General features: G+C 30.4%; 10 protein-coding genes and 1 riboswitch. Of the genes, 3 read left to right on the plus strand and 7 right to left on the minus strand.

All coding sequences use genetic code 11. From position 1 onward, the window contains the following. Positions 1-139: 139 nt before the first annotated feature. From KIB46_RS11200 to KIB46_RS11210, 3 genes are all read right to left on the minus strand, one after another. Positions 140-727, minus strand: a complete 588-nt coding sequence (locus tag KIB46_RS11200) for an ECF transporter S component (protein ID WP_291671975.1) — start codon at positions 725-727, stop codon at positions 140-142. A gap of 205 nt (positions 728-932) precedes the next feature. Beyond that, positions 933-1048: riboswitch (FMN riboswitch) on the minus strand. Positions 1049-1300: 252 nt separating this feature from the next. Continuing rightward, positions 1301-3472 carry a Tex family protein gene (locus KIB46_RS11205; RefSeq protein WP_291671978.1) on the minus strand — a complete coding sequence of 724 codons (2172 nt, stop codon included), beginning with the start codon at positions 3470-3472 and terminating at the stop codon, positions 1301-1303. Positions 3473-3550: 78 nt separating this feature from the next. Beyond that, entirely contained in the window at positions 3551-4273 is a 723-nt protein-coding gene (locus KIB46_RS11210; RefSeq protein WP_291671979.1) for an HAD family hydrolase, read from the minus strand. Positions 4274-4415: 142 nt separating this feature from the next. Between KIB46_RS11210 and KIB46_RS11215 the strand changes: the two genes are divergently transcribed. From KIB46_RS11215 to KIB46_RS11225, 3 genes are all read left to right on the plus strand, one after another. Then, positions 4416-5219: an MBL fold metallo-hydrolase gene (locus tag KIB46_RS11215; RefSeq protein WP_291671982.1), complete on the plus strand. Its 804-nt coding sequence runs from the start codon at positions 4416-4418 to the stop codon at positions 5217-5219. A gap of 93 nt (positions 5220-5312) precedes the next feature. Further along, complete coding sequence (locus KIB46_RS11220; RefSeq protein WP_156561346.1) at positions 5313-5648, plus strand: hypothetical protein; 336 nt, start codon at positions 5313-5315, stop codon at positions 5646-5648. A 66-nt stretch (positions 5649-5714) separates the two neighbouring features. Further along, entirely contained in the window at positions 5715-7082 is a 1368-nt protein-coding gene (locus tag KIB46_RS11225; RefSeq protein ID WP_156561345.1) for a M28 family metallopeptidase, read from the plus strand. Positions 7083-7520: 438 nt separating this feature from the next. On the opposite strand, the gene phnW is transcribed toward KIB46_RS11225, so the two are convergent. The 4 genes from phnW to KIB46_RS11245 are packed head-to-tail and all read right to left on the minus strand — an operon-like array spanning position 7521 to position 12127. Continuing rightward, the gene (gene phnW / locus KIB46_RS11230; protein ID WP_156561344.1) at positions 7521-8624 is read right to left on the minus strand and encodes a 2-aminoethylphosphonate--pyruvate transaminase; all 1104 of its coding nucleotides are present in this window, start codon (positions 8622-8624) and stop codon (positions 7521-7523) included. A gap of 18 nt (positions 8625-8642) precedes the next feature. Beyond that, complete coding sequence (phnX, locus tag KIB46_RS11235) at positions 8643-9428, minus strand: phosphonoacetaldehyde hydrolase (protein ID WP_156561343.1); 786 nt, start codon at positions 9426-9428, stop codon at positions 8643-8645. Positions 9429-9440: 12 nt separating this feature from the next. After that, positions 9441-11126 (minus strand): putative 2-aminoethylphosphonate ABC transporter permease subunit, encoded by a 1686-nt coding sequence (locus KIB46_RS11240; protein WP_156561342.1) that lies wholly within the window; start codon positions 11124-11126, stop codon positions 9441-9443. A gap of 5 nt (positions 11127-11131) precedes the next feature. Then, positions 11132-12127: an ATP-binding cassette domain-containing protein gene (locus KIB46_RS11245; protein WP_291671987.1), complete on the minus strand. Its 996-nt coding sequence runs from the start codon at positions 12125-12127 to the stop codon at positions 11132-11134. Positions 12128-12135 lie beyond the last annotated feature (8 nt).

The raw sequence follows: 12135 nt of genomic DNA on the forward strand, positions 1-12135 counted from the left end.
ATTCTTTTGTAAAATGTTTCTTTTTTGCATAAGAATATTTTATCATAAATCCTAAACTCGTAGAGTTTGGGATTTATTTTTTTTACAAAAAAAGAGCTATGCACTAATTATTTAGTGCGACAGCCCCTTTGCATTTCCCCTAATTTTCTTTTCTTAATTCTTTGGATTTATCAAAACCAGGATCAACTTTAAATATACTTACAGATAACTTCTTATATACTAACATAGTTATTGCCGATACCAAAATAGCTTTTAGTCCGTTAAATGGTATTAAACCTACCATTATATATTGAGCTATATCAATCTTTCCAGACATACCAAAGGCAGGTAGTAACAAATATATATTTGCTAAAATTCCTGCTACCTCCATAAATAGTCCACCAACTATCATGCCAATAATAGCACTCTTCTTACTTTTATTTCTATGATAAATCATTGCTGATGGTACTACAAAAGATACACCTATTATAAAGTTTGCAAGTTCCCCTACAAAACCTGTTGCACTTCCTGTCATTAATAGATTTAAAAGAATTTTTAAACCTTCTATAATAACACCTGTCATTGGTCCAAAAGCAAAAGCTCCTATAAGAACTGGTAACTCACTTAAATCCATCTTTAACCATGGAAATAATGGTATTAGTGGTATTTCAAAAAGCATAATTACCACTGCAATTGCACTAAGTAATGCAATTTTAACAAATTTACTAAGATTTTTTGAAGTATTCATTTTCCCTTCTCCTCCCAAAAGTTAATCTTCTGGGGTAGCTTATTAGAATTTAGCTTTTTAATCATATTTGATATAGCCTCCGGAAAACTATTTATACATATAAGTGTATTAAAATATTATTTTAAAAACAAAAAAGCCCTGATAATAATTATCAGGGCCACAAAAAACACACTTATTATAGAGCTAGCTCTACTAAATCCTAATACGTTACCTTCTTTCATCCAGACTATACTGTCGGCCTCGGAGTTTCACCGAATCTGCTAAAAATAGCTCGCGGGCTTTACCGCCGGTGGGGAATTACACCCCGCCCTGAAGATTTATTTAATTTACAAATACATTATACATATATATACAAGCATATTCAAGTTTTTACTATAATTTTTTTGTAAAAGAAAGAAGGTGTGGTGGATATTTATTTTGCTTGTTCATTCGCTACGTTCCAAGTCAAATCTAAATAAATATCCCCCTATGCTACTAAAAGTAAGGAAATTATAAAATTATTATCCTTGATTTTATATTTTCCTAGACATTAAAAAGAGAAGCCATCCTAGACTTCTCTTTAAATATTATATTTTACTCATCTTCCTTAATATCTTTCATAGTTAAAGCAATTCTATGTCTCTTTGTGTCTACTTCCATTACTCTAACCTTTATTACATCTCCAACCTTAACAATATCAAGTGGATGCTTTACAAACCTATTAGCCATTTGGCTCTTATGAACTAATCCATCTTGGTGAACTCCAATATCAACAAAGGCACCAAAATCAGAAACATTTCTTACAGTTCCCATAAGAACCATACCTGGTTGTAAGTCCTCAAGATTAATTACACCAGTCTTTAAAATAGGTTTTGGCATTTCATCTCTTGGGTCTCTACCTGGCTTTTGAAGCTCTTTAATTATATCCTTTAATGTCATTTCACCAATTTCTAATTCTTTTTCTATGTTATTTAAGCCCTTTTCTGCAACTCTATCCTCAATATCAGAAAGCTTATTGTTCTTTAAATCTTCACTAGTATATCCTAATAACTTTATAAGTTCCTTAGCTTCCTTATATGATTCTGGGTGAACAGCAGTATTATCTAAAGGCTCTTTACTTTCTTGAACTCTTAAGAAACCAGCACATTGTTCATATGCCTTTTGACCTAATCTCTTAACTTTTAAAAGTTCTTTTCTTGCTTTAAATCCACCTTGCTCATCTCTATAATCAACTATATTCTTAGCTATAGCTGCATTTATACCTGAAACATATGTTAAAAGACTTGGAGTTGCTGTATTTAAATCTACACCAACCTTATTTACTGAATCTTCAACAACTCCCTTTAAAGATTCCTCTAACCTTTTTTGAGTGACATCATGTTGATATTGACCAACTCCTATTGCTTTAGGATCAATTTTAACAAGCTCTGCCATAGGATCTTGTAACCTTCTACCTATGGATATTGCTCCTCTTACAGTAACATCTAAATCAGGATATTCCTTAGTTGCAAGTTCTGATGCTGAATAAACTGAAGCCCCTGCTTCTGAAACTATAACATAAGCTACTTCTTTTCCACTTTCTTTCTTAATTTCAGAAATCATTTCTGCAATAACTTCTTCAGATTCTCTTGATGCTGTACCATTTCCTAAAGAAATAACATCTACATCATATTTATATATTAATTCCTTTAATGTCTTCTTAGTTCCTTCAATATCTCTCCTTGGAACTGTTGGATATACAGCTACATTTTCAAGAAATTTACCTGTACTATCTAATACTGCAATCTTACATCCTGTTCTAAATCCAGGGTCATATCCAATAACAGTCTTCCCTTTAATAGGTGCTTGCATAAGTAAAGCCTTAAGGTTTTCCTTAAATATAAGGATTGCTCCTTCTTCCCCCTTATCAGTTAATTCACTTCTTATTTCTCTTTCTATTGAAGGGAATATTAATCTCTTGTAAGCATCCCTAATTGCTAACTTTAACTGCTCATCTGTAGTCTCATTTCCCTTAAGGATTTCTCTCTCTAAGTAAGATATAATCTTATCTTCTCCAATTGTTATTTTAACAGAAAGAATCTTTTCCTTTTCCCCTCTATTAATAGCTAATATTCTATGTGGAGGAATTTTTCTAACCTCTTCACTATAGTCATAGTACATTTCATAAGGAGTAGTTTCTTCTGAAGACCCCTTAGACTCTATAAATCCTTCTCTCATTACTAATTCTCTTATGAATTTTCTATATTTAGCTTCTTCTGAAATTCCTTCTGCAATTATATCTAAGGCACCTAATACTGCATCTTCTGCTTTTTCAACTCCCTTTTCTTCATCTATATACTTAGAAGCTTCCTGAAGTAAATCTCCTTTGAATGTACCTTCTAATATAAGATTAGCTAATGGTTCTAATCCCTTCTCTTTTGCTATAGTTGCTCTTGTTCTCTTCTTTGGCTTATATGGTCTATATATATCTTCCACTTCAGTTAAAGTTTCAGCCTTTCCTAAAGCTTCTGTTATTTCTTGGGTTAACTTTCCTTGTTCCTCTATAAGTCTAGAAACATCAGCTTTTCTATCATCTAAGTTTCTTAAATAAGTTAATCTTTCAGAAAACTTTCTTAATACTTCATCTGAAAGTCCACCTGTTTTTTCCTTTCTGTAACGAGCTATGAAAGGAACTGTGTTACCTTCATCTAGCATCTCAACTACATTATTTACTACTCCAAGCTTTAGTTCTAATTCCTTGGCTAATCTTTCTTCAATACTTACCATTTTTTCCTCCTAAGATTTACCTCTATATTAATAGTATTTTTCTATTATAAGCTTTTTTATTCCTTTTGAAAATAATAGTTACTCTTCTAATAACTTCTTAAGCTCTATCCAATTATTAATTTCTATATAATCAACCATTGGTGCATATTTTTCTTCCCTAAGTGCTCCTTTAAACCATATAGGTTTTATGCCACTTAAACTAGCTCCCTCAACATCAGCAATTACATTATCTCCACAAAACCATACATCCTTACTCTCTAAATTAGCTTTTCTAAGTGCTAATTCAAAAATTTTTTTATGAGGTTTCTTAAACATATATTCACTTGATGCAATAATAAACTCAAAGTTATTATTAGGAAGAAGGGCATTTATCCTATTTTTTAAGGTTTCTCCACTGTAGCTTAAATTACTAATAACACCAGTTCTTATTCCTTTTTCATGTAAAAAGTTTAATAAAAGTTCAATATTTTCTACTGGTTTTCCTTGTGCTGAAGCATCCCAGAGTATTCTATCAATCTCATTTTGAGTAAGATCAAACTCAATTCCAAAATACTCATATAAATAATTTTGAAAACAATAATTATGGATCTCTATACTATTAAAAAACTTTTTACCATCACCTTCTCTTCCAATTTCAATATTTAGTTCAGTATAAAAATCAAATATTTCTTCTGCACTAATATTATTAGGATTCTTAGTTGCTTTACCTAAAAGAACATTTAATCCTTCTAACCTATTAAATTTTTGTTCTTCAATAAGAGTCTGTCCATAGTCAAAAAGTATCATCTTTGGATAATCCATATATTCCTCCCCCTCTAAACCCTTTTACTATCCTATAATATCATTTTTTTCAATATTATTGAAATTACTTTTTTCTTTCTTGTTATTTTTTCTTCCTCTCTTTATAATAATTATTATTTATACTACAAAGGAGAAATTGTTAATGGAAAAGATAAACATGCTTGGTACAGGCTCTGCTATGGTTACTAAATGCTATAATACTTGCTTTACTATTTCTAACAATGATGAGTACTTTTTAGTTGATTGTGGTGGGGGGAATACTATTCTTACTAACTTAGAGAAATCAGGAATCACTATTAATAAAATTCATAATATGTTTATTTCACATAACCATAACGACCATGTATTAGGTTCTATATGGATTATAAGGGCTATATGTAATAATATCCTCAATGGAAAATATGAAGGAAAATTAAATATATACTGTCACCAATCTTCAATAGATGCTATCAAGGGAATAAGCTTTTATGTACTACAAAATAAATTCACAAAATTATTTGATAACAGAATACTATTCATCCCAATAAATAATGGTGACGAAGCTAAAATACTTGGAAGAAAAACTATATTTTTTGATATAAAGAGTACTAAACAACTTCAACATGGATTTAAAACTTATCTTCTAAATGGTAAATCTCTTACTTTCCTTGGTGACGAGCCCTATAGAGAGTATATTAAAGATTACTGTATAAATACAGATTATCTTATGCATGAAGCCTTTTGCTCTTATGAAGATAGAGGAATTTTTAAACCTTATGAAAAGCATCATGCTACATCAAAGGATGCTTGTGAAAATGCAGCAAAACTTAATGTAGGAACTGTAATTCTATATCATGCTGAAGATAAAAACTTAGCTACAAGAAAAGAACGCTATATTAGGGAAGGTAAAGAAGTTTTTAATGGAACTATCTATGTACCAGATGATTTAGATATTATTAAACTATAAAATTTACAGAAAAATAAAGTAGAACTTATCCTTTCATATTATGTAACCTTCTGATATAATATAATTTGTAAATATTTTACAGCAGGTGATTTTATGAATAAATTGATACAAAAAATAGTCTCTCTAGCATTACTTTTTTTAATAAGTCTCTTAGTATTAGATTATTTTAAAATAATAGAATTCAATAATGTTTTAGGAAGTTCCCTATCTTTTATAACAATTGTTTTAATAGTTTTTTCTTCCACATCTGTAATATGTACAAGCAAATCTGGATTAAATAAATTTATAAACTATTTAATTTTAACTTCAATCACTGTAGGAATAGTCTTTAGAATTATTTACGGAAAATTAAATATGGTTATATATGTCGCACTACTACTTACAGTTGTTTATGCATTAATGGATATGCTCTATAAAAGACCAGACTAACATAATCATAATATTGCCCCCGAATTAATAGTATTAAATGAATAACTATTAATTCGGGGTTTTATTATGAAAAAAATTATTTACAGCATTGCCACCTTACTTTCCTTAACTGGACTCATCGTTTGTATATTTTTTAAAAGTAGTTACTACAACTTCAATCCTTCAAATGTAAAAAAAAATATAGAATATCTTTCTTCAGAAGAACTTAAAGGAAGACTTTCTGGAAGTTCTGAAAATGAAAGAGTTGCAAATGAAATAGAAGAACTATTTAAAGAACTTAATCTTAAACCTTTAAATAATGAGTATAAACAAAGCTTTAATGTAAATGCTCCTATTTTCACAGGAGGTACCCCTACTCTTAAATTGCTGGCAGGCGAATCTGTTGTGCAAGAGTTTAAATTAGGTGATGAATTCAAAGAGGATATGCTTAATTTCAAAACAACCTCTATTCAATTTACAAAGAATGATAAGTATGACATCTATAAAAGTGGATTTGCATTTCATAAAAATAATGAAACATACTTTTTCACCTCTAACCTAAATAAAGAATCCTCCTTTAGAAGTTCTTTTTGGAATGAGGCTCCCTATTCTTTTGTTATAGAGATAAATATTGATACTTTTAACGCAATACTAGATGGTATAAGAATGGGATATACCTTAGATGTAAGTTTGCCATATAAAGTTGAAGAAAAAAATATATACAATGTCTTCGGTATGATTGAAGGTACATCAAAAGACTTGCCTCCTTTAGTATTTACTGCACACTTTGACCATTTAGGTGCTGATAGCTTAGGAACAGTTTATTCTGGAGCTTTAGATAATGCATCCGGCACAGCCTTCTTGCTTGAACTAGCAAAAACCTTTTCTACTTTAAGGCTTCCAGAACGTGATATTATATTCGTTGCTTTAAATGCAGAAGAATTTGGTCTACTGGGTTCTAAGGCCTTTGCAGATAAATATAAGGATGAATTAAATGGTGCAGAAGTAATCAATTTTGATATGATAGGATGTGAAGATTATCCAATAACTATGATGAGTAGTGTATCTAACCTTGATAAAACTACTCCTTTAATAGATAGCTTAACTGAGATATGTTATAACTTTGATATTGAAAATAAGGTTACTTATCAAGATTCAAGTGATCATGCTAGCTTCTGTAATTATGGCTTTGACTCATTAACCTTATCTCATTCTAATACCACCAATATTCATACTCCAAATGATACTGTAGACAAAATATCAACTAGAGGAATATCTCAAGTCTATGAAGTTGTAGAGTGCAAGACAATAGATTATGCTTACAATAATATAATATTAATTTTATATAGCTCAAAAACACTAATCCTTTTTGCCTTAACTTCTATTGCCTTATTACTTGTTGGATTAGTTAAATTAAAACATATAGTAATGAAAGATGAAAATTTAAGTATTTAAAAAATTGGAATGGATATTTATTTTGCTTGTTCCGTCTCAAGCTCCAAGTAACAGAAAAATAAATATCTATTCCCTTTCTACTAAATGTAAGGAAAGTATAAAATTATTTTTTCCTATATCATTTTATAATCTTCTTTCAATAAAGCTGAAAAAGCCTCTGAGTTAATTCCTTTGGCTCTATTCACCAATCATAAGTTCTATGATCATCATAATTATCTATTAAACATACATTCCACATCATTTATATTAAACTTTCTTAAAATCAAACGACCTGTTTCTAATTTTATCCACTAGGATTCATAGTTTCTCAATTAGTTAACAAATATCTTAGACAAAAACGTTGGCCTTACAAAGTTTTCTTAAATAAAAAGAGAAATTGCAAAGCAACTTCTCCTTCTCGCCATGTTATCTCTATTACTTTTCATTATCTGTTTTATCCTAATTATATTCTTTAATAGCTTCAAGCAATCTCTCAATATCCTTTAAAGTAATATCTCCAATATTTCCAATTCTAAATGTATCCTCATCAGATAGCTTCCCTGGATAGATTACAAATCCCTTAGTTTTTAGGAAATTATAGAAGCTCTTAAATTCAAAAGTTCTCTTTTCAGGGTATAAGAAAGTTGTAATTATTGGTGAATGATACTCTTCCTTAACATAGGTTTTAAATCCCATCTCCTTCATGCCTTTAACTAAAACCTTCTGCATAGAATTATATCTTTCGTATCTCTTATCTACTCCACCCTCATCTTCTAGCTCCTTAAGTGCCTCATAAAAAGCATGAGTCACGTGAGTTGGTGAAGTAAATCTCCATTTTCCATTATCCTTCTCCATAGTATTCCACTGATTATATAAATCTAATGAAAGAGATTTAGCTTGTCCTTTAGTCTTCATTAATGATTCCTTCTTGGCTATTACAAAACCAAAACCTGGAACTCCTTGAATACACTTGTTAGCCGATGAAATTAGAAAATCTATTCCTAAATCTTCAACATCTATTTTAACTCCCCCAAAGGAACTCATAGCATCAACAATTAAAGTCTTGTTATAACTCTTAACAACATTAGCTAAATCTTCTAGTGGATTTAAAATTCCTGTTGTAGTTTCACAATGTACAAAAGATACATGAGTTATTTCCTTATCTTCCTTTAAAATTTCTTCTAATGCTACAACACTGTATTGCTCTCTTTCTGGAGTTGCTATAAACTTATAATTTATTTTTAAAACATCAGCTATATCCTTCATCCTCTTTCCGTATGCACCATTAGCAAGAATTAATAGCTTATCATTTTTTCCAACAGCTGTTCCTATTACAGACTCTACAGAAAAGCTTCCACTTCCTTGCATTAAAACAGATGTATAAATATCTTCTGAACAGTTTGCAACCTTTAATAACATACTTCTCATTTCTTGAATCATATTATTGTATTCACTATCCCATGTACACCAATCCTTAAGAAGGGCTGCTCTTACCCTCTTACTTGTTGATAGTGGCCCTGGTGTAAGTAAAATATAATCATTATCTGGTACTAAATTCAACATAAATCTCTCTCCTTCTAATTACGCTAATTTTTTATTAATATCTTCTATTACAGGTATTAACCCTCTCATGTCATCAATAACATAATCTGCTCCTGCAGCATAAAGCTTCTTTCTTACTTCTTCCATTCTTAATTCTAATTCAGATCTACTCATTCTTTGAACTTCTTCATATGTAAGGCCAAGTTCTGAACTTCCAAGAATAACACCTACAGCCCAAGCCCCTGAATTTATTCCTTCTTTCATATCAACTACTGTATCTCCAACCTTTACAATTGTCTTATTAGGGTAAATATTCAGTCTTCTTGCATTTTCATACATCATATAAGGATAAGGTCTACCATATCCAAGCTCATCAGCAGCTATACAACATGATGGATTATATCCTTTTTCTTTAGCAACAGGTAATATCATATCCATCATTTCTTTGGTATATCCAGTAGTGCTTCCTATTTTTATCCCCATTTCTTTAAGCTTATCCATAGTTTCTTTCACATATGGATTTAATACTACATAATCCTTTAACGTCTTAAATAAAGTTGGCTCAAACTTAGCATATAATTCTTTTACATCCTCTTCATTTGGGTATCTATCAAATAATTCATAAAATCTTTCTCTTACTGATGACATTTCTAATAAAGCTCTTGTATGATCAATCTTTAACATCCCCATTGGCTCTCTAGCTTCTTCAAAGGTTAAATCTATTCCAATTGATTTAAATGTGCTTATAAAAGCTTCTACTGGTGAAAAACAACCATAGTCTATTGTTGTACCTGCCCAATCAAAAATTACTCCTTGTATTTTCATAATTAATCCTCCCTATTCAAATCCTTTATATTTTCTGCTTAATTTGTTTTTTATTATTTCAAACATTAACTTAGCAATTATATTTGTAATTACTATCAATACAGCTAATGCTGCTGCCTCTGCTGTGCTTCCCTTATCATCAAGCTGAACTATTGATATTCCTGCAACCTTTAACTTTGCAGTATACAAAAATATTAATGCTGATACAGTTACCATTGAGTTTAAAAAAAGATACATAAAGTTTTCTAAAACTGATGGTAAACATAACGGAAGTGTTATATTTTTAAGTAGTGAAGCTCCCTTAATTCCAAGGGATTGAGCTACCATATCTAATTCACTATCCACCTTTTTTATTGCTGTTGTTGCTGTAATAAATGTAACTGATAAGAAGTGAACTATATTACAGAACACCATTAAGAATATTGTTCCATACAATGGATTAAAGTAATTCAATATATATAATTTATTGTCTATATTAAACTCTGGTGTATTAAAGAATAATACATATGAAATACCCAAAACTAGTCCTGGTAATGCCATTGGAAGAGTACTTAAGAAATGGGCAAAGCTCTTTATTTTATCCATTCCCTTTACCTTTTCTGTAAGATATGCAAATCCAAACACGAAAACTGTTCCTATTAAAGCTGTTAACAATGACATTACTATTGAATTCATAAACGGCTTTAATCCATCTAAACTATTTTTCATTGAGTAATGATCTAAAGTAAGAGATAAATCATAAGGCCATATCTTAACTAACGATGCTACTAAAACTGTTCCCATTATTCCTATAATTCCAAGAGCTACTATTAAAATAAATGTTTCAAAAATTCTATCCCTCTTCTTATTTTCTTTTATCTCATAAGGTATTGATTTTGCATTTATAGAAGAACTTTGCTTCTTTTGAACCTTTTGAGTGACAAGGAAGGATATAATTGCTGGTATAAGTAGCATTATTCCAACAGTTGCTCCCATGGGCATATTCTGTTGTCCTATTATTTGTTTATAAACATCTATTGATAAAACATTGTAGTTTCCTCCAACAACCTTAGGTGCTCCAAAGTCCGTAAAGGCTAGGGTAAATGCTACAAAGGATGAACTTATAAGAGAATATTTTATACTTGGTATTGTTATATAGAAAAACTCTCTTACCTTGCTTACTCCCATACTCCTACTTGCTTCATATAGCCTATAATCCGTAGAGCTTAGTGCCACATCTAAAATCATAAATATCTGTGGGAATACATATATAACTTGTGCTATCACTATGCCTAAAGATCCATATAAAGGTATCTCTATTCCTAATCCTTGAGTTATAAGCCCCTTATTCCCAAACAGGTATACAAGGCCTATCCCATGCATCATAGTTGGTGCAAATAGAGGAAGCATAGCTATATTTTTAAAAAATCCCTTAAACCTTATATTTGATCTTCTTAATCCATATGCATATACTAAAGCCAAAACTGTTGCTATAAGAGTTGATGTAAATGATACAAACATTGTATTTTTAAAAGATTGAACTAAAGCTGGTGACTTTAAGTATTCATAAAAGTTAGTTAATCCTACAAACTCTCCATCCATATTCATAAAAGCTTGTACAAACAGATAACCTAAAGGCACTATAAGAAACATAGAAAGTATAAAAACTAATGCTACAAATATTACTTTTTTTAAATCTATCTTTTTATAAAACTCCATTTATCCTAAGCTCCTTTAGAAATTTCATACTTTAAATAATGATTGTCATTAAAACTAAAATGTACTTTATCCTGCTCTTTAATATTAAGATTTATCCATTCCTTTATAGGAATATCGCTTAAAATCAAGCTATTTTTACTGTCTTTAATAGGAGCTATCTCAACTCTTACAAAGCTTCCTCTAAACTCTACATTTAAAATTTCTCCATTTAACTCTTTGCTACTATCCTTTGATACTTGAACAAATTCAGGCCTCACTGTATATACTTCCTTATCCTTTTCTATACAATTAGTTTCACCAATAAATTTTGCTGTAAATAGATTCTTTGGAGTCTCATAAACCTCTTGTGGAGTACCAATTTGCATAATGTCTCCACCATTTAAAACAGCAATTCTATCTGCCATTGTCATAGCTTCTTCTTGATCATGAGTAACCATTATTGTAGTTATCTTAAATTCTTTTTGTAATCTTCTTATATCAGTTCTAAGCTTTGTTCTTACCTTTGCATCTAAAGCTGACATTGGTTCATCTAATAATAAGAACTTTGGTTCTAAAGCTATTGCCCTTGCTATTGCAATTCTTTGTTGTTGACCTCCTGACATTTCTCTTGGATACTTATTTCCTTCTTCCTTTAACCCAACAATGCTAAGTACCTCCTCCACCTTCTTTTCTATTTCACTATTACTTAGCTTTTTTTGTTTTAAGGCAAAAGCTATATTTTTAGCTGCTGTCATATTAGGGAATAGTGCATAAGATTGAAACACTATTCCAAAACCTCTCTTATCAGGCGGAAGCTTTGTTATATCCTTACCATCTAGAAATACTTGCCCTTCATTTCTATCCTCAAGACCTGCAATAATTCTTAAAAGTGTAGTTTTACCGCATCCACTAGGTCCAAGTAAGCAAATAAATTCGCCCTTTTCTATATCAATATTTATATCCTTAAGAACTTGCTTTTCACCGTACTTTTTACCTATATTTTTTAACTCTAAATAACTCATAGTCCCCT

Source organism: Clostridium sp. (assembly GCF_018372875.1).
Taxonomy (GTDB): domain Bacteria; phylum Bacillota; class Clostridia; order Clostridiales; family Clostridiaceae; genus Clostridium.

What these genes read in the sequence shown, in the direction of transcription:
- KIB46_RS11200 (WP_291671975.1), bottom strand. Translation starts at nt 727, where the DNA reads ATGAATACTTCAAAAAATCTTAGTAAATTTGTTAAAATTGCATTACTT.
- KIB46_RS11205 (WP_291671978.1), bottom strand. Translation starts at nt 3,472, where the DNA reads ATGGTAAGTATTGAAGAAAGATTAGCCAAGGAATTAGAACTAAAGCTT.
- KIB46_RS11210 (WP_291671979.1), bottom strand. Translation starts at nt 4,273, where the DNA reads ATGGATTATCCAAAGATGATACTTTTTGACTATGGACAGACTCTTATT.
- KIB46_RS11215 (WP_291671982.1), top strand. Translation starts at nt 4,416, where the DNA reads ATGGAAAAGATAAACATGCTTGGTACAGGCTCTGCTATGGTTACTAAA.
- KIB46_RS11220 (WP_156561346.1), top strand. Translation starts at nt 5,313, where the DNA reads ATGAATAAATTGATACAAAAAATAGTCTCTCTAGCATTACTTTTTTTA.
- KIB46_RS11225 (WP_156561345.1), top strand. Translation starts at nt 5,715, where the DNA reads ATGAAAAAAATTATTTACAGCATTGCCACCTTACTTTCCTTAACTGGA.
- phnW (WP_156561344.1), bottom strand. Translation starts at nt 8,624, where the DNA reads ATGTTGAATTTAGTACCAGATAATGATTATATTTTACTTACACCAGGG.
- phnX (WP_156561343.1), bottom strand. Translation starts at nt 9,428, where the DNA reads ATGAAAATACAAGGAGTAATTTTTGATTGGGCAGGTACAACAATAGAC.
- KIB46_RS11240 (WP_156561342.1), bottom strand. Translation starts at nt 11,126, where the DNA reads ATGGAGTTTTATAAAAAGATAGATTTAAAAAAAGTAATATTTGTAGCA.
- KIB46_RS11245 (WP_291671987.1), bottom strand. Translation starts at nt 12,127, where the DNA reads ATGAGTTATTTAGAGTTAAAAAATATAGGTAAAAAGTACGGTGAAAAG.